The sequence below is a fragment of the Chryseobacterium sp. CBo1 genome (assembly GCF_001693475.1).
Taxonomy (GTDB): domain Bacteria; phylum Bacteroidota; class Bacteroidia; order Flavobacteriales; family Weeksellaceae; genus Chryseobacterium; species Chryseobacterium formosense.
Genome location: NZ_MAUH01000037.1, coordinates 1 through 21,904 on the forward strand (window position 1 = coordinate 1; position 21,904 = coordinate 21,904).

Annotated in this window: 14 protein-coding genes, 3 pseudogenes and 1 riboswitch; of the genes and pseudogenes, 8 read left to right on the forward strand and 9 right to left on the reverse strand. The window is 38.7% G+C overall.

Features of this window, described 5'->3' with window-relative positions; genetic code table 11:
* Nucleotides 1–166: 166 nt before the first annotated feature.
* The 6 genes from BA768_RS16100 to BA768_RS16125 form a co-directional block, all read right to left on the reverse strand.
* Nucleotides 167–508 carry a four-helix bundle copper-binding protein gene (locus tag BA768_RS16100; protein ID WP_038330913.1) on the reverse strand — a complete coding sequence of 114 codons (342 nt, stop codon included), beginning with the start codon at nucleotides 506–508 and terminating at the stop codon, nucleotides 167–169.
* Nucleotides 509–613: 105 nt separating this feature from the next.
* Entirely contained in the window at nucleotides 614–1,177 is a 564-nt protein-coding gene (locus BA768_RS16105; protein WP_152606065.1) for a hypothetical protein, read from the reverse strand.
* A 35-nt stretch (nucleotides 1,178–1,212) separates the two neighbouring features.
* A complete protein-coding gene (locus BA768_RS16110; protein ID WP_065721594.1) occupies nucleotides 1,213–1,407 on the reverse strand; it encodes a hypothetical protein in 195 nt (64 codons plus the stop codon).
* 252 nt (nucleotides 1,408–1,659) lie between these two features.
* A complete protein-coding gene (locus BA768_RS16115; RefSeq protein ID WP_038330906.1) occupies nucleotides 1,660–2,601 on the reverse strand; it encodes a cation diffusion facilitator family transporter in 942 nt (313 codons plus the stop codon).
* A gap of 87 nt (nucleotides 2,602–2,688) precedes the next feature.
* Nucleotides 2,689–5,100 (reverse strand): heavy metal translocating P-type ATPase, encoded by a 2,412-nt coding sequence (locus BA768_RS16120; protein ID WP_065721595.1) that lies wholly within the window; start codon nucleotides 5,098–5,100, stop codon nucleotides 2,689–2,691.
* Between the two features lie 89 nt (nucleotides 5,101–5,189).
* A complete protein-coding gene (locus BA768_RS16125) occupies nucleotides 5,190–5,753 on the reverse strand; it encodes a helix-turn-helix domain-containing protein (protein WP_065721596.1) in 564 nt (187 codons plus the stop codon).
* Between the two features lie 211 nt (nucleotides 5,754–5,964).
* On the opposite strand from BA768_RS16125, the gene BA768_RS16130 reads away from it, so the two are divergent.
* The 5 genes and pseudogenes from BA768_RS16130 to BA768_RS16150 all read left to right on the forward strand — a co-directional run bounded on the left by BA768_RS16130 (nucleotide 5,965) and on the right by BA768_RS16150 (nucleotide 12,089).
* Nucleotides 5,965–6,810 (forward strand): RteC domain-containing protein, encoded by an 846-nt coding sequence (locus BA768_RS16130; protein ID WP_065721597.1) that lies wholly within the window; start codon nucleotides 5,965–5,967, stop codon nucleotides 6,808–6,810.
* 428 nt (nucleotides 6,811–7,238) lie between these two features.
* Nucleotides 7,239–7,520, forward strand: a complete 282-nt coding sequence (locus tag BA768_RS16135; protein WP_038331140.1) for a helix-turn-helix domain-containing protein — start codon at nucleotides 7,239–7,241, stop codon at nucleotides 7,518–7,520.
* A 105-nt stretch (nucleotides 7,521–7,625) separates the two neighbouring features.
* A complete protein-coding gene (locus BA768_RS16140; RefSeq protein WP_065721598.1) occupies nucleotides 7,626–9,122 on the forward strand; it encodes a DUF3945 domain-containing protein in 1,497 nt (498 codons plus the stop codon).
* Between the two features lie 2 nt (nucleotides 9,123–9,124).
* On the forward strand, nucleotides 9,125–11,209 hold the full coding sequence (locus BA768_RS16145) for a type IA DNA topoisomerase (RefSeq protein ID WP_065721599.1): 2,085 nt from the start codon (nucleotides 9,125–9,127) through the stop codon (nucleotides 11,207–11,209).
* A 71-nt stretch (nucleotides 11,210–11,280) separates the two neighbouring features.
* Nucleotides 11,281–12,089: pseudogene (locus tag BA768_RS16150) on the forward strand (ORF6N domain-containing protein).
* Between the two features lie 46 nt (nucleotides 12,090–12,135).
* Here BA768_RS16150 and BA768_RS16155 read toward each other — a convergent pair.
* Nucleotides 12,136–13,056 carry a helix-turn-helix domain-containing protein gene (locus BA768_RS16155; protein WP_065721601.1) on the reverse strand — a complete coding sequence of 307 codons (921 nt, stop codon included), beginning with the start codon at nucleotides 13,054–13,056 and terminating at the stop codon, nucleotides 12,136–12,138.
* Nucleotides 13,057–13,069: 13 nt separating this feature from the next.
* Nucleotides 13,070–13,966 carry an NmrA family NAD(P)-binding protein gene (locus BA768_RS16160; protein ID WP_038330895.1) on the reverse strand — a complete coding sequence of 299 codons (897 nt, stop codon included), beginning with the start codon at nucleotides 13,964–13,966 and terminating at the stop codon, nucleotides 13,070–13,072.
* 123 nt (nucleotides 13,967–14,089) lie between these two features.
* Between BA768_RS16160 and BA768_RS21535 the strand changes: the two are divergent.
* Nucleotides 14,090–14,215 (forward strand): annotated as a pseudogene (locus tag BA768_RS21535) (ORF6N domain-containing protein); the annotation flags it as partial.
* A gap of 50 nt (nucleotides 14,216–14,265) precedes the next feature.
* On the opposite strand, the gene BA768_RS16165 reads toward BA768_RS21535, so the two are convergent.
* The gene (locus BA768_RS16165; RefSeq protein ID WP_083206714.1) at nucleotides 14,266–15,588 is read right to left on the reverse strand and encodes a voltage-gated chloride channel family protein; all 1,323 of its coding nucleotides are present in this window, start codon (nucleotides 15,586–15,588) and stop codon (nucleotides 14,266–14,268) included.
* A gap of 30 nt (nucleotides 15,589–15,618) precedes the next feature.
* A riboswitch (Fluoride riboswitch) is annotated at nucleotides 15,619–15,685 on the reverse strand.
* A 177-nt stretch (nucleotides 15,686–15,862) separates the two neighbouring features.
* On the opposite strand from BA768_RS16165, the gene BA768_RS16170 reads away from it, so the two are divergent.
* Together BA768_RS16170 and BA768_RS16175 are read left to right on the forward strand one after the other, a co-directional pair.
* Complete coding sequence (locus BA768_RS16170) at nucleotides 15,863–16,300, forward strand: DUF1896 domain-containing protein (RefSeq protein ID WP_065721600.1); 438 nt, start codon at nucleotides 15,863–15,865, stop codon at nucleotides 16,298–16,300.
* A pseudogene (locus tag BA768_RS16175) lies at nucleotides 16,287–21,737 on the forward strand (N-6 DNA methylase). The gene BA768_RS16170 and the pseudogene BA768_RS16175 overlap by 14 nt, the downstream one beginning before the upstream one ends.
* Nucleotides 21,738–21,904: the final 167 nt, after the last annotated feature.

Consider the following 21,904-nt stretch of genomic DNA (forward strand, 5'->3'; position numbering starts at 1 on the left):
CCAAACGAAGAATAGCAATGGAGCTTAGAGATATGATAACGGCCATTCTAATTATATTTGCAGGAGGAGACCCAGCCAAAGTTTTCAAAACATAAAAAATGGTCGGAATTTCTTCCGACCATGACTAATGTAATACCCTCTTTTTTTTAGAAAAATACTTATTAGATTATGCTGCCATCATTTCTTCACAAGCTTGAGCACATTTTCTACAAGCTTCGGCACATTCTCTACAATGCTCCATTCCCATAGCAACATGTTTTTCACATTCTTCAGCACAAGCGTTGCAAATTTCCATACAAAGTTTGCAAATGTCTTTACTAAATTTACCGTCAAGACTTAGAATATTGGCTGCTGCCTGACAAATTGCAACACATTCTAAATTGAGTTGAATACATTTTTTTAGATGAGCTACTTCTTTCTCATTTAAGCAAGCAATAGCACACTGGTTACAGATCGCCACACAGTCAAGGCAGGCTTCTATACACGATTGGAATTTTGTCTGTATCATATCTATATATTTTTGTGAATACTAAATTTAAAACAAAATAAAGTCATTTTAGTTCTTTTTAAGTTAACTTTAATAAACTTCAATGGTATTTTTATAGGTTCTACATCAACATTCCTTTAATATATTCAACTGCAAATACTGTTCCTTAATAAAAATAGCCTCTTTCAATTTGTCATATCGGCTGGGTAATTGTTCTGAAATTTGATAGTAATTTTTGAGTATGATATTTTTTCTAATATATATTGTTCTCAACAAACTTATCTCAGACACCAGATTTTTCCTATCATTCTTATTTTTTATACTTAATCCAATCAGTTCATAAATCTTATCAAGTTCCTCTGCTATTACTAATTCCAATACCGTATTAATCCCACCAAAGAAACTAAAAAACTTACTTTTAGAAATGTTGGCAACTGAGGTAATATCAGATATTTTAACGTCTTGTATGTTCTTTTTCATCAGAACTGTCCTTATATTTCCAATAGCTTGGTATACAAGGCTAGCATTTCTTCTATCAATATTCGTCATATGAAAAATTCCTCCATTTATTTTGACCATACACAAATCTAGTTGTCTGCAAGGTAGCAAAAGTGCAATTTGACTATTAACAATTGTAATTTTTACGGATTTTGGGCAAATAAAAAGCGGTAGTTCCTTTTCAGAAACCACCGCTTTAGCAAACGCAATAAAGCTACTCGACCTTATTATTTTTTCAACTTGTCCGCAGGCGGATTATAATCAGGTAAAGAGGTTACCCTTACCGTATCTACCCCAGTAATATCCCAGGTAATAGGAATCATCGTCATATACTCGCATTTAGGACACATATCACCTTCAGAGCCTACCATTTCTTTATGTCCGGGACAACCGGTAATCAAGTGTCCGTGTGCATCGATCAATTCACCTTTTTCATTTCTGTCTTTGCCCGCAATTTTATCGACAGACTTCTCAACTTGTTATTCTGTAGCATGGTTATGTCCATCGCCTTCTGCGTGTGCGTGTCCATCTTTTCCTGCTTTTGTATCACCTCCACAAGCAGTAAAGAAAATGGCTAAAGAGGCTAAAGCCGATATCATTAATTTGTTCATTTTCATTTTATTTATTTTTTAAAGATTAAAGCTTATTTAAGTACTATTGAATGATTCTTAAGTTTAATGCTGATGGTCATGTGCTGAAGGAACAGCTTTTACATTACATAATATTGAATTATCATGTTGATGTTGGGGTGTCTCTAATTGAATAGTTACGTGATTAATACCTAAATGTTCCAATTCATGTTCTATTTTCCGAAGAAGTGTCTCACTTTGACCTATTGTCATTTGTTCATCTACCACAGCGTGACAAGTAAGCGCATTTAACCCACTTGTAATTGTCCAAATATGCAAATCGTGAATAGCTTGGACACCCTCGGTTTTTAAGATTTCTTCTGTTACCTTCTCAATTTCGATATTATCGGGTGTCCCTTCCATCAATACATGAACAGATGATTTGGTAACCAGATATCCACTTCTTAAAACCAAGACAGAGACGATAATACTTGCTAAAGGATCTGCCCAACCCCATCCGAAAAACATAATAAGTAAGGCTGCGATAATTGCCCCTACAGATCCTAGCATATCACTGATGACATGCAGATAGGCACCACGCATATTGAGGTTTTCTTTTACATCCGCTCCACGCATCATTATCCAGGCCACTAAGATATTAACCAGTAATCCTATAAATGCTACAATCAACATTCCGCTAGACTGGATTTCTGGCGGACTCTGAAAACGTTCAACAGCCTCATAGATAATATATCCAGAAATCAATATTAGTGTTGCACCGTTGATAACGGCTGCCAATATTTCAAAGCGTTTATATCCATAGGTTTTAGCATAATCGGCTATTTTGCTACTGAATTTAAAAGCCATTAATGCAATGAATAGTGAAATGGCATCACTTAACATGTGTCCAGCATCCGCTAATAAAGCAAGACTATTTGTCAAAAATCCTCCCACAACTTCTACAGCCATATAAGCTGTAATAATCACCAAACTAATGGTTAGTGTCTTTTTGTTTGCGCTATGCGAGTGATTATGCTCTTGTCCCATAATTTTATAATTATTGTTTTGCTGCTGCAAATATCAGCAGCAAAACGTGTTAAACTATTTCGATATTTTTTGTTTGATTTGTAAGATTTACTTCTTCCACTTCAAACGCAAACTGTTACTAACCACACTTACACTACTTAAAGCCATCGCAGCTCCTGCAATCATCGGATTCAATAAGAAACCATTAATTGGATACAATATACCTGCTGCAATTGGAATGCCTATAAGGTTGTAAATAAAGGCCCAGAACAAGTTTTGTTTGATGGTAGCTACTGTTTGTTTAGACAATCTGATCGCTTGTGGAATCTTAGTCAAATCGGAAGAGATGATGGTCATTTTTGCTACGTCCATCGCAATATCCGAACCTTTACCCATTGCGATACTTACATCGGCTGTTGCCAAAGCGGTACTATCGTTGATACCGTCACCAACCATTGCAACTACTTTGCCTTGGGCCTGTAGTTCTTTTACAAATTCTGCTTTCTGATGTGGTAATACTTCAGCTTTGTAATGACCAATTCCAGTTTGCTCGGCAATAGCTTTTGCTGTGGCTTCATTGTCGCCAGTAAGCATATACAGATCAATACCCATATCTTGCAATTCTTTGATTGCAGCTACTGAAGTTTCTTTGATTTTATCAGAGATAGCCACTACAGAAAGTGCTTCTTTACTATTGGCAAACCAAATTACCGTTTTTGATTCTTTACCCCATTCATCAGCTTGAGATTGTAACTGAGCAGGAATACTAATGTTATTTTCAAACAATAACTTTTTGTTTCCAACATAGTAAGTTTCGTTATTGTAGTCGGCTTTTGCACCTTTACCTGTAATACTGTCAAATCCACTCAAACTTACGGTTGATATACCTTCTAAGTTTTTCACCACCGCTTCTGCCAATGGATGTTCTGATTGTTTTTCGATACTCAACAAAATATTTTTAGTCGTATCATCATTGTTCAACCACGTAATACCGGTTACTTCTGGCTTACCTTCGGTAATGGTTCCTGTTTTATCTAAAATGATAGCTTGCACTTTTTTAGCCAATTCCAAACTTTCAGCATCTTTAATTAAAATACCACTCTCAGCCCCTTTACCTACTCCCACCATAATAGCTGTTGGTGTAGCTAAACCTAAAGCACAAGGACAAGCAATAACCAATACTGTAACAGCTGCTAACAGACCTTGTACCACACCATTGTCACCGCCTAAAATTAACCATAGAATAAAGGTAAAAATAGCGATACCAATAACCACGGGAACAAAAATACCTGCAATTTTATCAACCAGTTTTTGCACTGGTGCTTTACTACCTTGTGCATCTTGCACCATTCTGATGATTTGTGCCAACATAGTTTCTTTACCCACTTTCACGGCTTCAAATTGGAAGCTTCCTTTTTGATTGATGGTTCCGGCAAATACTTTTTCTTTCTCTTTTTTCAATACAGGAACGGGTTCGCCACTCAACATACTTTCATCCACATAAGAATTACCAGATATCACCATTCCGTCCACTGCGATTTTCTCACCTGGCTTTACTAAAATAATATCGCCAGCATTTACATCTTCAATAGCCGTTTGTTTTTCTGTCCCATCTTTTTGAATGACGATAACGGTTTTAGGCTGTAATCCCATCAATTTTTTGATAGCAGTCGAAGTATTTCCTTTTGCTTTTTCTTCCAATAATTTACCTAAAAGAATGAAGGCTATAATAACCGCTGCGGCTTCAAAATACACGTGGGGGTGAATGCCTCTTGCCATCCAGAAATCCATAAACACCATATTGAAAACACTGAACAGATAGGCGATACCGGTGCTCAACGCTACTAAAGTATCCATATTGGCAGATTTATTTTTGGTTTGCTTCCAGGCATTGATAAAGAAATCACGACCAATCCATAACACTACCGGAGTAGAAAATACCAACATAATTTCATTGGCATAAAGCATATCCATAAAGAACATTCCTATAACAACTACAGGTAATGATAGAATGATCGCCCAGGTGGTTTTATTTTTTAACTGTTTGAATTTCTTTTCGTGGATGGCTTCTAAAGTTTCCTGTTGTTTAGACTCATCTTCAATCAACAAGTCATAGCCTCCAGCTTGAACAGCTTTTCGAATAGCATTGGCATCTGTCATATTTGGAAAATATTCAACAGATAGATTACCAGTAGCAAAGTTTACAGATGAATTAACCACGCCTGGCACATAACGCACCACACTTTCTGCACTACCTGCACATGAAGCACAAGTCATCCCCAAAACCGGAAAACTAGCTTTTACTGTTGGTACACCATAACCTAAATCTCTTATGGCATTTACAGCATCAGCGACTACTTCTTCATCCTTAACCGTAATAGCCGCTCTTTGATTATTTATTTCTACTTTGTGACTTTCAACTCCCTTTACTTGTGCAAGTCCTTTTTCTACGATTAATGCACAATGTTCGCTTTCTACATCCTCTAGAGGTATGTAAATTATTTCTTTATTTGTTGCCATATTTCGATTGCTTTATTTTACAATACAAAATTGACAATAAATTGATAGATATTTATTGTGAAATTATGGGTTTGATTTGTAAGATTTACTTAAACCTCATCTAAAGGCTTACGTTTGTCTTCTCGAATTTGTTTAAAATGGCTAGGTGTAAGACCTGTTACCTTCTTGAACTGATTACTTAGATAAGCCACACTTGAATAGTTCATGCGATCGGCAATTTCACTTAATGATAACTCATCATAAACTAAAAGTTCTTTTACTTTTTCTACTTTTTGAGCTATAAAATATTTTTCAATAGTTGTACCCTCAATATCAGAAAACAAATTAGAAAGATAATTGTAATCATTATGTAATGCATCACTTAAAACATCGGAAAGATTTGTTTTTACGTCATTGTCCTGATGATGCACTAATTCAATAATTACGTTTTTTATCTTCTCAATCATACGACTTTTCTTGTCATCAATGACCTGAAAACCTAAGGGATCTAACGCATTTTCTATTGCTTCTCGTTCTTTTGTAGTCAGATCTTTCACGAGAGAAACTTCTCCCAATTTTATATTACTAGCCTCTAAACCGAGCTTATCGAGTTCGTTCTGAACAACGAGAATACAACGGTTGCAGACCATATTTTTTATAAACAATGTCCCCATATATCACAAAGTCAGTTTTTAATTTACATAAATACGCAAATACAAATTTATGATTAATAATTTAGTATTTATCGTTTATGGGTGGTTAAGTGATAAACCGCCGATGAAAAACGATTAAAATCTTTCCCATTGTAGGGACACATTGGTTATTAAATTACTATTTATTGGTAAAATTTGTGTGATACCGATATTGATAATAAAATCTTCCTTTATGAGAAAGTCAATAAACAATATTGTTAGCGAAATTCAGGAGCAAGAACGGAAACTCTCAGTCACGTGCTCGGGACTAATTGAAGAAGCTTTTCAAATGACGGTCTTTCTTCAGGAGCTATTGGTTTCGGCAAAAGAATATGTGTTAAGTTCGGGATTTGAGAACGAGGCAAAAGAGATTGAATTCTTTAAAATGACTAAGCCCCAAATCCTCGGAAAGCTAATTTACTATAATAAACTGTACCGGATAGAAACCTCGTGCCCGGTCAATAATGGAAAAATGTACCGCAACTATTTCTCGAAACATTTAACAGAGCTGAAGATTGAGTTCAGGGAACATATCTGCAATTCCCACTTTTACCGATACTACCGTTCAGGCAGAATAGATAAAGACCAAGAATATTTTAAACGGGGGCAGATAAATTACCTCGAAGGGCTTAATAGTTATGTGTTTGAAATCGACCCGCTTTTCTCAACCTATTACGATTACAAATTAGCTCGTATTCTCTCCAACGACCTGTTATATGCCTACCTCTTAACCAAAATCAGTCCCGAAGAAAACTCTGATACATTTTTCAGCAGCACCAGCGAAATTAAGGAGCTATCTTGGACGGACAGCAAGAATGCTTTGATTGAGCTAACGTATGCCCTATACGCATCAGGTGCTATTTCAGGAGGTAAGTTAGGCGTCCGGAAGCTCACTGCTATTTCACAAGTGTTGTTCCGAATACCACTGACGGATGTGCATCACGCATTCCACCGGATGAAAACCCGTGCAGGTTCTCGAACCTTGTTTTTAGATCAGTTGAAACAGGCATTGGAAGAATATATGGATAAAGACTTATAAACACTCCAATCAATAAAGAGTTTGAAAGCGATACGCATCCCGTATTGCTTTTTTGTGTTTGCATCTGCCCATATATGCCAACTGGCATAAGGGCTTGTTTTACCATGGCTCAAATCGGAAAATCTAACGAAAGCCTTATTTAATAAGGCTTTCCGTCAAATTGTAAAATTTTCAAAAAACCGCTAAACCAATTGGCAAGGCTTGGCAGACAAACACTGCCACCTTTCTCAATTTTGCATTGTAAACATTAAAGAGCAATGCGATGAAAATTATAACTATTGAAGCAGCAGCAGGGATACAGCTTAATAACTGGATAAATACTATTGCTGATTATCTACATAGGCTGAATGATACAAGCTATGATGACTTATGGCAAAAGGCAGAAAGCTGAAAACAGACAAAAAAATAAATCCTTAAAAACATGTGCTATGAATATTGATAGAATGGAATTTATATCGTGGATGGAACGCATCATGGACAGATTTGATATGTTGGGCGACAATATTAACGATTTAAAAAAGAAACGAAATACCATTGATGGAGAGGAACTACTCGACAATCAGGATATTTTGCAAATGCTGAAAGTCAGTAATCGTTCTCTGCAACGTTATCGCTCTATTGGGAAGCTCCCATATTACACGATTAGCGGGAAATTGTATTATAAATTATCAGATGTACATCAGTTTATCAGAGAGAGCTTTAATAAATAGAACAGAACGCCAATGAAAGCCAAACATTTCCATTGACTGCCACTTTAGGCTAAGCAGGAAGCACTTCCTTTACTTTCGGCATAAAAACTTTAAAATTTTCAGATTATGAGCGAAGAAACAAAGAAACAGGAAACCTCCGAGCAATCTGTTCAGAACGTACCAGAACAACTGTCGGACATACTGTTAATATTGGATAAGGAAAAAATGAAAATCCAAGCCGTAAAGAGCATTGACGAAAACGGCAAAATGGAAACCGTTGACCCTACCAAAAAGAACCAATCTGATTTTATGCGTGTGGACAAACACGGCGATTTCGTTTCCAATTTCCTATCCAATTTTTGGAGACAGCTAAAAGATCCTACCAATTTCACATTCTTTAAAGTGCCGGCAGGAGAAGCTGTAGAAAAGGCAAAAAAATTTCAAAAACAGGTAGATAACCCTACACAGGAGGGTAAAAAAGAAATGGAAAAACACGAGGTGAAAAATGAACCCGAAAAAGAACAAAAACAAGAAAATAAAAATGATATGGCAACAACACACACAACACCAGAAACAAACGAATACCGTTTCAAGCCGGAACAGATTGATTGGGAAACAATGAACAATCTCGGATTAAGCAAGGAATACCTTGAAAAAAAGAACCTCCTTGAACCATTATTGAAAGGTTACAAGACTAATGAGCTTGTACCTATTAGTATTAATCTTGGCGGTGCAGTAGTTCGTACAGATGCCCGTTTATCATTACAGCATACACCAGATGGAAATATCGTAGCGGCAGTACATGGTATCAGACGTGAACCCAACCTAAACTTTGAATTTTTTGGACACAAGTTTACGGACGAAGACAAAAAGAACCTGCTCGAAACAGGCAATATGGGACGTGTAGTGGATTTAAAAAATTCCAAAACGAGTGAAATGATGCCGTCTATTATCAGTGTAGATAGGCTTACCAATGAGCTGATTGCTTTAAAGACAGAATTTATCAAAGTTCCTGATGAACTAAAGGGCGTAAAACTGGACGATAATCAAAAGCAAACTTTAATGGAGGGAAAACCCCTATTTATCGAGGGAATGATTTCGACAAAAGGAACTTCATTTGATGCAAACGTACAGTACAATGCTGACAAAAGATTTATTGAATTTCTGTTTGACAGAAATAACAATAACCAGCAAACCCAAACTAAACAACAAACCCACTCGCAAAATAACCAACAGCCACAAAGTCAGTCACAGGAAGCTCCAAGATCTTTCAGGGGTAAAGAACTGACCGATGAGCAGTACAACAAATTCAAAGATGGGCAAACTGTATATGTTGAATTGAAAGACAAAAAAGACCAGCCTTATCAGGGTTACATCACTTTCAATAAACAAGATGGAAAAACCAATTTTGAGTTCCCAAATCAATATAAGGAACGTGTAAAACCTACCGAAGCTCACAAAACACAAACTGCGGTTAATTCTGAAGGAAAAACCAACGAAGCAACCAAAAATGTGAAAGAACCTTTGCAAAAAGAACAGCAAAAACCGAAGAATGAAAAGCAACAGGAGCAACAGGAAAAACCGAAAGCTCCAGCAAAATCAAAAGGTAAAAAAGTGAGTTAATTATGAAAACAGTTATCGCAGAAAAACCAAGCGTAGCAAGAGAAATAGCCAGCCTGTTGGGAGCATCTGATAAAAAAGACGGCTACTTAACGGGTAATGGCTATTTTATTACGTGGGCATTCGGTCATTTAATTGGCTTAGGAATGCCCGAAGATTACGGGATTTCGGGGTTTGATAAGACTTCATTGCCTATCCTCCCGAACCCGTTCATATTGACCGTTAGAAAGGTCAAAAAAGACAAGGGCTACCAAGCCGATACGGGAGCATTAAAGCAACTGAAAGTCATCAAAGAATTGTTCAACAAAAGCGACAGCATTATCGTTGCTACCGATGCAGGACGTGAGGGCGAGTTGATTTTTAGGTATATTTACGAGCATCTAAAATGCTGTAAACCCTTTGAGCGACTTTGGATTAGTTCACTTACCGAAAAGGCAATCAAGCAAGGCTTTGACAGCTTGAAAGACGGCAAAGAATTTGACGGATTGTATCAGGCTGCGCAAGGCAGAAGCCGGGCCGATTGGTTGGTGGGCATCAATGCTACACAAGCATTGAGTATTTCGGCAGGCAATGGTATTTATTCGTTAGGTAGGGTGCAAACGCCTACATTGGCTCTTATTTGTAAACGCTATTTGGAAAACAAAAATTTCTCTATTAAGAAGTATAGGCAAATTCAGCTATCACACAACAAAGAAAATGTTGATTTCAAAAGCCTTTCCAAAACCAAATGGGAAGACCAAAAACTTGCCGATGATACATTGAAAGCCATTCAGCGAAGCGATACGGCAACAATTACATCGGTAGAAACCAAAAGCGTTACAGAGCAACCGCCTTTGTTGTTTGACCTTACAGGACTGCAAAAGGAAGCTAATAAAAAGCTCAACCTTTCTTCCGAAGAAACCCTGAATATTGCCCAAAGCCTTTACGAAAAGAAGTTTATCACTTACCCACGCACCGGAAGTAAATATATCCCTGAAGATATGTGGGCTGAAATTCCCAACCTTGTAAGAGCATTGCAGAATAATGAGCAATTTAAACAAGCGGTATCAAAAGTAAAATGGGGTCGGTTTAATAAGCGTATCGTAAACGATTTACGTGTGACAGACCACCACGGTTTACTTATTACCGACAAAATTCCGTCTGCTCTCAAAACGGACGAAACGAAAGTTTATAATATGATTGCCTTTCGACTGCTCGAAGCCATATCACAACCTTGTATCAAAGAAGTAACAGATATAGCGTTGCAAGTATCGCATTACGATTTTACGCTGAAAGGCTGTAAAGTTTTGGAAGCAGGTTGGCGTTTGATAAAGGGAACTTTCTCGGACGAAGACACTGAACCAATTCAGGACTTACCCGATTTAAAAAAAGGTGACGAACTGAACATTAAGGAAGCCATTTGTTTAGAAAAGAAAACCAAACCGCCTGTGCTTTATACAGAAGCCGGGCTATTGTCGGCAATGGAAAACGCCGGAAAGGAGATGGAAAACGAGGACGAACGGAAAGCCCTGCAAAATATCGGTATTGGCACGCCTGCTACAAGGGCAGCGATAATCGAAACGCTGTTTACCCGCAACTATATCCAACGAGAAAAGAAATCCCTGATACCCACTGAAAAAGGATTGCAGGTATATGAACTCGTAAAAGACCGCAAAATTGCAGATGTGGCAATGACCGCTGAATGGGAACTCGCCTTGCAGAAAATAGAAAACAATGAAGCCGATGTCGGAGCATTTCAAACAGAAATGGAAAAATATGCAATATCTATTACCGATGAACTATTGCAAACTTCCATTGCTCAAAACAACCTGCCTAAACTGAATTGCCCGAAATGTAAAAGCCAGCAACTCATCATCCGGGATAAAATTGTAAAGTGTCCTGATGAAGTTTGTAATTGGATACAGTTCCGTAATGTGTGTGGCGTACAAATCAGGATAGCCGATATTGAAAGTCTTATCAATAAAGGTAAAACTTCACTTATTAAAGGAATGAAAAGCAAGGCAGGAAAGAAGTTCGATGCCTTTATCATATTGGATGAAGAATACAAAACCTCTTTTGAATTTAAAAAAAACAAAAGTTACAAAAAGTAATGGAAAACAAACCTACCATTAGCACAATGGAAATCAAGAGCCTGATTTATTCCTTACGTGGAAAGCAAGTAATGCTAGATAGCGACCTCGCTTCCTTACACCAAGTGGAAACAAAGAACCTCAACAAAGCGGTAAAAAGAAATATGAAAGGTTTCCTATTTCATTTTGCTTTCAATTGACAGATGAAGAATTTGAAAACTTGAGGTTCCAATTTGGAACCTCAAGTTTAAACTATGGTGGAAGACGTTATCTACCTTATGCTTTTACCGAACAAGGTATTGCAATGGCATCTGCTATACTTCGTTCACATATTGCTATTAAAGTGAGCGTTGAAATTATGGAAGCTTTCGTAGAAATGAGAAGAATGCTAATCAGTAACGCCTCTTTATTTCATCGTTTGGATAAGATTGAATTGAAGCAATTACAAGCCGATCAAAAATTTGAGAAAATCTTTAAGGCTTTGGAAAACGACAAGCTCCACAGCGAAAAAGGTATCTTTTACCACGGACAGGTTTTTGATGCCGATGCTTTTGTTTCTGATATTATCCGTAGTGCTGGAAATTCCATTATCCTGCTTGATAATTATGTGGATGATACGGTGCTGACCTTATTGAGTAAGCGCAATACAAATGTAGCCTCCACCATACATACCAAATCTATCAGCAATCAATTACGGCTTGATATGCAACGGTACAACAGCCAATATCCTCCCATCGAGATTGAGGTTTTCACCAATACCCACGACCGTTTTTTGATTATTGACAATACCGAGCTATATCATATCGGAGCATCCCTCAAAGATCTTGGTAATAAATGGTTTGCATTTTCCAGAATGGATATTGAAGTTGGTAGGATGCTTCAAATCCTTAATCAACAATAAACCCTCTCATTTCTCTATAGAGTTTGTTTGTGCCATTCACAAGTTTTCAATTGAATGATTTTCTAAATTCTAAAGGTGACTGATCAGTCTTGCTTTTGAATATTCTATTAAAGGATTGAGAATGCTCAAAACCTAATCCATATGCAATTTCACTAACCGTCAAATCTGTTGTTGAAAGTTTTTCTTTAGCTTTTAAAATCAGTTTATCGTGAATGTGCTGCTGCGTGGTCTGTCCTGTCAATATTTTAAGTAAGCCACTTAAATAGTTGGGCGACACGTTTAATTTATCCGATACATATTGAACTGTAGGAAGTCCTCTTGAAGCCAGATCGTTGTCGTTAAAGTAATCGTTTAATAATTTATCCAGTCTGTCCAGGATTTGATGATTAGTGATTTTTCTTATCAGAAACTGCCGCTCATAAAACCGTTCGGCATAATTGAGCAACGTTTCTATTTGTGAAATAATAATATGCTGGCTGAGCTTATCCATATTCGTGTGATACTCCTGCTGAATACCCAGAATAATATTCTTCAATAGTAATTCTTCCTTTTCCGATAGGAATAATGCCTCGTGTACATCATAACCAAAGAACTCGTATTTTAAGATCTTATCAGCGAGGCTCGTATGCCATAAAAAGTCAGGGTGAACAAGCAATATCCACCCTGAAAAATCGGGCGTTGCCTCTTTATCTATTTCAAAACTAAATAACTGCTTCGGTGCAGAAAAATACATAATCCCCTCATCAAAGTCATATTCCTGTTGCCCATATATTGCCTTAGAATACGAAGACCGTTTGAGCGATATGGAATAAAAATCGAGCATCCATCTATAATCACATACGTTGCCTATATGTCGAATGTCGGCACAATTAATCACACTGATAAGAGGGTGCTGTGGCTTGGGCAACTCCCTGACCTTATGGTATTCGCTAATGGTTTTTATTCGATATGTAGGCTTATTTTGCACAGTATAAAGATATTTATTTTTTATTGAAGACGGTTGCAAATTCGCCTGCAAAATCGGTCAATTTTACTTTACCCAATGATTGCGGTTTGTACAAATTGTAATCTTCGTAGGCATCCGTTCTTCGGCTGGCGTTCATTTCTGTATAACCTTTGGCAACCTGTGGATTGAAACCAATAGCCAACAGAGCATTTAAAAATTGTTCATCAGAAACCATCTGCCATTTCAGATCGGGTTTTCCAATTGCCTCGCCCAGCACTTGAGCCACTTTGTTTGGAGAAACTTCATCGCTGGCAATATAACGAATTGTCCTGCCGTTAAATGGTTTTTCCATCTCTTCTACAATGGCACTGGCAATATCTAAAGGCGAAACCCAAGGTTCTTTTTTATCGCCACCATAATTTTGGATAATTGCCCCCTGTGATTTGATAGCAGGTATAAATGCAAACATGTTATAGTAAAAGCCAACAGGTCGCATTTCTTTCAGGGAAACCGATTCCGGTAATTCTTTTAAAATCTGCTCTACCTCATAATGAATACGGAGCATTCCGTTTCCGTGATCTGTATGTGCACCGATACTGCTCAAATGCACCACTTTGGTTACACCTGCCAATAGAATAGCCTGTACGTAAATATTAGCTATCCTTATCCTGTGTGCGTAAACATCGATAGTTTTATTGAAATAATTTGCGGGCGGTTCCATCAGATAAACGATGTTTGCACCTGTAAAAGTTTTCACAAGAAAACCTACGTCTTCAAGCGAGCCAACAGCAGGAACTGCCCCAATAGCTTCGATCTCATTTTGTCTGCCGACATTACTGCTGATAACCGTTACGGAATGTCCTTTTGCTACCAACCCTTCTGCAAGTGGTTTTCCGATATGCCCTAAAGAACCTGTCAATACAATTTTCATATTTTAAAATTTAATTATTGACAAAGTTCAGTGGTTTAAAAATCCGGGATGTAACCAAATCTATCTTTGTTGTAACCGAAAAAATAAGTATAAAAATTTCTCTATATCAACGACCGTTTTTAAATTATTGACAAGACAGAGCTTTACCACATCGGGTCATCACTCAAAGACCTCGGCAAAAAATGGTTTGCCTCTTCCCGAATGGATATTGAAGTCGGCAGGATGCTTCAAATATTGGGTAGTCAGTAAGTGTGTTAGCAATTTAAGTGGATTTAATATTTTTATCCTTTACAAATTGTTTATTTATGATTTCCATTGAGTTCAGTTAAGCGTTTTCCTTGGTGATTTGAAAATCTGCGGTTCTTTGGTTCGCCAATCATTTGTTTACCGTAAATACTAGTGTGGCCTGACAAGAGATACGAAATTACACAAGCGATAGCTACATATACACCACATTCAACACCAAATAGTTCAATTGCCATAATAATACAAGCTAATGGTGTATTGGTTGCTCCTGCAAATACAGCAACAAATCCCATTCCTGCCAAAAGTCCTGTTGGTAACGGAATGAATAAACTTATAGTATTTCCCAAAGTTGCTCCGATAAAGAATAACGGCGTTATTTCGCCGCCTTTGAAACCTGCCGAAAGTGTGATAATAGTAAAAGCCATTTTCAACGCAAAATCATATGCAGGTAATTGTTGGTCAAACGAGTGAACAATAGTTGGAATACCTAACCCAATGTATTTTGTTGTGCCGATTGCCCAAACCGCAAAAGCCACAATCACTCCGCCAACTAAGGGACGAAAAGGAGCAAATTCAATTTTTGATTTAAAAATCGCACTTGTTTTATGAATGACCTTGCTAAATGTTGCGGAACATAACCCAAAAATAATCCCTGCAATAATTACATATATAATATTTAGAAATGAAATGTTGGGTACAAAATTGATGTGATAATGTGTGTGATGTGTCTGCCAAAGTTTGGTAACTAAATCGGCAATAATTCCTGCGGCAAATGCAGGAAAAATAGCATCATATTTCAGTCGTCCGATTAGAAAAACTTCCAAACCAAAGACTGCACCTGCTAATGGTGTTCCGAATACGGAGCCGAAACCTGCGGAAATAGCCGAAATAATTAAAATTTTTCGTTCGCTCTCTGTCAATCGAAAAGGTTTGACAAATTGGTCGGCAATAGCACCCGCCATTTGTAAAGCCGTCCCCTCACGTCCTGCCGAGCCGCCAAAAAAATGCGTAGCAATAGTTCCGATATACACAAACGGAGCCATTCGGAACGAGATAATTTCTTTTGGATTGTGAATGGTGTCAATAAGCAAATTATTTCCTGCTTCAATGTCTTTGCCCAAATAGTAATAGAGCAAACCGATGAAAAAACCACCAATTGGCAATAATGCAATTAACCATAAATGATTTTCACGATAATTTGTAACCCAGTCCAATGATTGCAGAAAACCTGCTGAAGCACTACCAACACAAAGTCCGATAAGCAAACATAAAAATGTCCATTTAAGGATGTAGGGAATTGAAGGATACTTTCTGAAAAATACTTTCGTAGATAAATTGTTTTTTTGACCGAATGACTTTTTGTTATTTATTGACATAACCAACCCGATTAAAATGTTAAACATTTAATTTAATCAGGCGTCATCAGCTTTTAAAAGCGGTTGGGTAAGGAAGAACACCATTTCCTTTTGGAACGACAAATGTATTAAAAAAATATTATAATATATCTGCCGTAAAGAAATATCCTTTTTGTCTTTTCATTCTATTACGCCAAATACCGCCTCTCAACGCCAAACCCTGCAACATTCACAAAGGCATTTGCTTCCGCTTATAATTTTAGGCTTCAAGTAAAATTCTAAACAAAATTATAGTATGAGTACACAGCAAAAAGACCTATCGTATTTCAGGTTACGACTGCAAGAATTATTAAACAGCAGCTTCCCTGAAAAGGCACACGACCAAAAGTTTATCGACCAACGTTCATCGTGGGCTGCCAATGCTTATGAGGGGGCTTTCCGTTCGGGAAACGTAGTTGAGCAATGCGACGAAATCGCCAGCTACATACTTTTTGAGGGCTTACACTTTTCCAGGTTCGACACGGTTTTCAAAGTGGTATGCAATGAGTTTGATACCGTAATGGCAGACGAGGAACTGCGACCGTTCGCCCTGAAAATGCTTCCGGTTTGCGAACCCGTTTTTGCAGGCTATGAACGAACTGATGATTTCGCCTACGGGTATGAGTTCGATGTACTCTACACTGAACTGACCGGAACCATCGCAATATGGATTGAGGAAAATGGGCTTCAGTAAGCGTTTTCATCTCCAACAGAATATTGATGCCCTGCGAATTGTTTTTAAACTGGAAAAGGAGAAACGGCAAGCCACCGTAGGCGAAAGACTGCTAATGATGCAATACAGCGGATTTGGCGGTCTTAAATTCGTTCTGAACCCCATTGAAAATGAAATAGACATCAATAACTGGAGAAAGACTGAACACGACCTCTTTCCGATTACGCAGGAACTCCACCAACTACTCAAAGAAAACTCCCAAGACGACAAACAATACCGCCGATATGTGGACAGTATGAAAAGTTCGGTACTGACTGCTTTTTATACCCCGACAGAGGTCATTGATGCTCTTTCATCAGCCTTGCGGGATAGCGGTTTGCACATTGATAAATTCCTTGAACCATCGGCAGGTATCGGATCATTTGTCGAATCCTTTGCAGGGAACGAAACCAAAGTTACAGCCTATGAAAAAGATGTGCTCACAGGAAAAATATTAAAACAGCTTTATCCCGAAAGCACTGTCCGTATAAGCGGTTTTGAAGAAATACCCGAAAAAGAACAAAACAGTTACGATGTTGTTGCCAGCAATATCCCTTTTGGCGATACTTCTGTTTTTGACCTTTCGTATTCTCGTAGTAAAGAGAGTGCAAAAGTTCAGGCTGCCCGAAGCATTCACAATTATTTCTTTCTGAAAGGTAACGATATGCTCCGTGAGGGCGGTTTACAGGCTTTTATTACCTCACAAGGGATTTTAAACAGTCCGAATAACGAGCCTATACGCAGAGCGTTGATGGAAAACAACGATTTGGTATCCGTAATTCGCTTACCCAATAATCTATTTACTGATTATGCAGGTACTGAGGTCGGCAGTGATCTTATCATTCTCCAAAAGAATACAGCAAAACAAAATCTGACTGAAAGAGAAGATTTATTTTGCCAAAGTACGAAAACAGGCTACGGTACGCCAAGCAATGCTTTGTTAGATAAAAGTGGACAAATTGTACATACACATTGGAAAGTAGCTACCGACCCTTACGGGCAACCTGCTTTAATCTATACACACAACAAGGGTGTTGAGGGCATTGCAAATAGCCTTGAACAGATGCTTTCCGATGATTTTGGAAAGCATTTAAACTTGTCTTTGTACAAAGAAAAACGGAATGATGAACCTATTGTTCAAATTCCGACACAGCCCATTGTTACACCTCCAGTTATTGAACGTGAAATTCAAGAGCGTGAAATCATTCAGCCGGAACAACATCGTTTAACACAATCAGCCATCATACTGGAAAGTCCGCAGGAATTAAAACAGTTAAGCATTTTCGACCTGTTTGAAAATGATGATGAAAACATAGCGGTTTTAACTCCACCAAAGAAAGCAACGAAATCTAAAAAGCAAACTACCAAAAAACAACGGGCTAACATTGGTCGCCAAATCGACCTGTTCAGTTCAGCAATGCAGCAACCTTATACGCCTTCAGTTTCCAATGGCTCGGTCAATAGAACCGTTCCACCCAACGGAACAAAACAGGAAATTATTCGCGATTTATTTTCGCAGTCTAACGGAAATGACCAGGCTGATAAACCAGCTATTTCCGTACCTGTTCTTGCAGCCATTCCTAAGCCTGCTCCGTATAGTGGCGAATTGCAATCGTTCCATCGTAACGATTGCCTTGTGGTTGATAATGGTTGGGTAGGTCATTTACAGGAAGTAGATAAAGTGGATAAAACTGCAATGTTCTACCCATTGCAATTACCTTCTTTACAGAAAGCAAGAGCCGAAGCGTATATCGGAGTACGTGATATTTACCAACAGCTTTACAATAAAGAAGCGGAACTACAAACCGAACATAAGGCAGAAAGAGAAAATTTAAACCAACTGTACGATGCTTTTGTAAAAAGGTACGGTAGTCTGAACAGTGCCGATAATATCAAGCTGATTAAGACGGATAGTGCCGGAAAAGAAATCCCTTATTTGGAGCGTGTAAAAGGGAGTGTTATCCATAAAGCGGATATTTTCAGCCATCCTGTAAGTTTTTCCACGACAACATTAGCAACCGATAATCCCGAAGAAGCATTAGCATCCTCATTGAATAAATACGGAAGTGTTGATTTGGACTATATGTCCGAAATCAGCAGTATGTCTGCAGATGCCTTGAAAGATGCTCTGCACAGTCGTATTTTTTATAATCCCCTGCAAAGTGAATACGAAATTTCCGAACGCTGGATAGCCGGTAACGTGGTAGAAAAAGCACAGGAAATAATAGAATATGTAGAAAGCAATCCCGAAAATACCGAAGCAAAGCACAGCCTTATGGTATTGTAAGAAGCCCGACCAAGACGTATCGAATTTGAGGAACTGGACTTTAACCTTGGTGAACGCTGGATACCCACAGGTATTTATGCCAAATTTGCTTCGCACCTGTTCGATGCGGAAGTGAATATCCATTATTCCGACAGTTCCGATGATTTTTCCGTAATCTGTAATCGGGGCAATCAAAATATATGGGTAAAATATGCGGTAAAGGCTGAAAGCAGGACGTTTGATGGCGTTGCTCTGCTCAAACACGCTCTTGTCAATACGACGCCCGATATCACCAAAAAAGTCGAAATAGACGGCAAGGAAGTCAAAGTAAAGGATATGGAAGCCATACAGATGGCAAACACTAAGATTGACGAAATACGTACCGCTTTTACCGATTGGTTACACGCACAGAGCAATGAGTTTAAAAAAAGGCTAACCGACCAATACAATGATAAGTTTAATTGTTTTGTTCGCCCAAACTATGATGGAAGCCATCAGGAGTTTCCGGGATTAGACCGTAAAGCATTGGGCATTGAAGACCTGTACGGAAGTCAAAAAGATGCCGTATTGATGATTAAACTCAATAACGGTGCTATCTGCGATCACGAAGTAGGTGCAGGAAAAACATTGATAATGTGTACGGCAGCACAGGAAATGAAGCGTTTGGGACTTGCTCATAAACCAATGATAATCGGGCTGAAAAGTAATGTGCACGAAATCGCCGAAGCCTATCGCACTGCCTATCCGCACGCTAAAATCCTCTTTCCGGGCAAAGAAGATTTTACACCGCAAAAACGCCTGCGAATTTTCGGAGATATTAAAAACAACGATTGGGACTGTGTGATTTTAACACACGACCAATTCGGTATGATACCGCAATCGCCAGAAATTCAAAAGGAAATCCTCGAAATAGAATTGGATAATGTGGAGCGAAACCTCGATGCGATGCAGTCGCAGGGAGCTGAAGTAACAAGAGGTATGCTTGCCGGGTCCATTAAACGGAAAGAAAACCTCGAAGTAAAGCTAAAGACTTTACAGCACGATATTGAAAATCGCAAAGATGATATTGTGGACTTTAAAATGATGGGCATAGACCATTTGTTTATCGACGAGAGCCACCAGTTTAAAAACCTGATGTTTAACACCCGTCACAGCCGTGTAGCTGGATTGGGTAACGTGGACGGTAGCCAAAAAGCGTTAAACCTGCTGTTTGCAATCAGAACCATACAGGAGCGTACCGATGCAGATATGGGTGCAACCTTTCTTTCGGGTACAACCATCAGCAATTCATTGACGGAATTGTACCTGCTCTTTAAATACCTGCGACCACGGGCATTGGAAAAACAAGGTATTAACTGTTTTGATGCGTGGGCAGCAATCTATGCCCGTAAAACGACCGATTATGAGTTTTCAGTTGCCAACAATATTGTGGCGAAAGAACGTTTTCGATACTTTATCAAAGTACCCGAGCTTGCACAGTTTTACTCGGAAATTACGGATTACCGTACTGCAAAGGATATTGGCATTGACCGACCTGTAAAAAACGAAATCCTGTACAACATTCCACCAACGCCCGACCAGGGCGTATTTATCAAAAAGTTGATGGAGTTTGCTAAAACAGGAAATGCAGTCTTGCTCGAACGACCGCCCTTATCTCCAACAGAAGAAAAAGCAAAGATGCTGATTGCTACGGACTATGCTCGTAAGATGTCATTAGATATGCGAATGGTAAGCGGAGCTTATGAAGATCATCCCGATAGCAAGGCTTCGCATTGTGCAGCTAATATTGCCAAGTATTACAACAAATTCAATGCACAGAAAGGAACGCAGTTCGTCTTTTCGGATTTGGGTACGTACAAACCTAACGAATGGAATGTGTACTCCGAAATCAAACGTAAGCTCGTGGAAGATCACGGTATACCTGCACACGAAGTACGCTTCATTCAGGAAGCCAAAACAGATAACCAACGTAAGGAGCTTATCAAAGGAATGAACGAGGGCAAAATCCGTGTGCTGTTCGGCTCAACGAGTATGCTCGGTACAGGTGTCAATGCACAGAAAAGAGCCGTTGCCATTCATCATTTAGATACACCGTGGCGACCAAGCGACCTTGCCCAGCGTGACGGTCGGGCAATCCGCAAAGGCAATGAGATTGCCAAGTTCTTTGCCGATAATAAAGTAGATGTAGTTATCTATGCCGTTGAAAAATCATTGGATAGTTATAAGTTTAATCTGCTCTTCAACAAACAGTTATTTATCGACCAATTAAAATCCAACAATCTCGGCAAGCGAACCATAGATGAAGGTAGTATGGACGAAAAATCGGGTATGAACTTCTCCGAGTATGTGGCAATCCTGTCGGGAAATACCGATCTGCTGGATAAAGCCAAAGTAGAAAAACAGATTGCCGGATTGGAAAGTGAAAAACAGGCGTTTAACCGTTCCAAGTCAAGTGCCAAATACAAGCTGGAAGATTTTACAGATGAACTGAGCAAAGCTCAATCCCGTTTGAACCGGATGAGTACAGACTGGGAAAACTTGCAGCAACGCCTACAAAAGCATTCAGACGGAACAATCGCAAATCCTGTGCTGTTGGATGGCTTACCGCCCAATGGAAACCCGAAACAAATCGGTACGAAACTTAATGAGATTGCGGATAGGTCTCGTACCGCAGGGCAATATGAAGAAATCGGCAGCTTGTACGGTTTTACGCTGTTGGTTAAAACTGAAATGTCTGAAAAAGAGGGGGCAGATATTAGGGTAAACCGTTTTTTGGTTCAGGGCGAGGGCAACATCAAATACACCTACAACAACGGTTTAATGGCGAAAGACCCTGAAACCGCAGCAATGAACTTTTTGAAGGCTTTAAAAAAGCTGCCGGGCTTTATTAAGCAGGAGCAGGAGAAAATTTCTGAAATACAAAAAGACCTGCCTATACTTCAGGAAGTGCTTAGCGGTACGTGGTCTAAGGAAAGCCGATTGAGCGAACTCAAAACGGAACTGGCTGCGGTAGAACGGAAGATACAGCTATCCATTACGCCGGAAACAAAAACAGATGCTCCGGAGCAGGAAGAAAAGAAGAAAGAAACCCCGACGGTTCAGGAAAGCATTGTGCGGGTAAAAGGTGTTCATATGCCCCGTGGTATATTGTAGTAATATAGTATACGGGCAAAATAAAAGGGAGGTGTTAGACTAGTCATGGTCGGAAGATTTTTCTTCCGACTTTTTTGTGTTTTAGTAAAACAAGAAATTGTTTTAATTAATTGATTATCAAATATTTATGTTGTTTTTTTAGTTTAAATTTTGTATCTTTATCACTG

Bases quoted from the DNA above. Each gene is read 5' to 3' on its own strand.
- BA768_RS16130 (WP_065721597.1), top strand. From the start codon at position 5,965: ATGAGAAAGTCAATAAACAATATTGTTAGCGAAATTCAGGAGCAAGAA.
- BA768_RS16125 (WP_065721596.1), bottom strand. From the start codon at position 5,753: ATGGGGACATTGTTTATAAAAAATATGGTCTGCAACCGTTGTATTCTC.
- BA768_RS16135 (WP_038331140.1), top strand. From the start codon at position 7,239: ATGAATATTGATAGAATGGAATTTATATCGTGGATGGAACGCATCATG.
- BA768_RS16100 (WP_038330913.1), bottom strand. From the start codon at position 508: ATGATACAGACAAAATTCCAATCGTGTATAGAAGCCTGCCTTGACTGT.
- BA768_RS16170 (WP_065721600.1), top strand. From the start codon at position 15,863: ATGAGTACACAGCAAAAAGACCTATCGTATTTCAGGTTACGACTGCAA.
- BA768_RS16140 (WP_065721598.1), top strand. From the start codon at position 7,626: ATGAGCGAAGAAACAAAGAAACAGGAAACCTCCGAGCAATCTGTTCAG.
- BA768_RS16115 (WP_038330906.1), bottom strand. From the start codon at position 2,601: ATGGGACAAGAGCATAATCACTCGCATAGCGCAAACAAAAAGACACTA.
- BA768_RS16160 (WP_038330895.1), bottom strand. From the start codon at position 13,966: ATGAAAATTGTATTGACAGGTTCTTTAGGGCATATCGGAAAACCACTT.
- BA768_RS16145 (WP_065721599.1), top strand. From the start codon at position 9,125: ATGAAAACAGTTATCGCAGAAAAACCAAGCGTAGCAAGAGAAATAGCC.
- BA768_RS16120 (WP_065721595.1), bottom strand. From the start codon at position 5,100: ATGGCAACAAATAAAGAAATAATTTACATACCTCTAGAGGATGTAGAA.
- BA768_RS16165 (WP_083206714.1), bottom strand. From the start codon at position 15,588: ATGTCAATAAATAACAAAAAGTCATTCGGTCAAAAAAACAATTTATCT.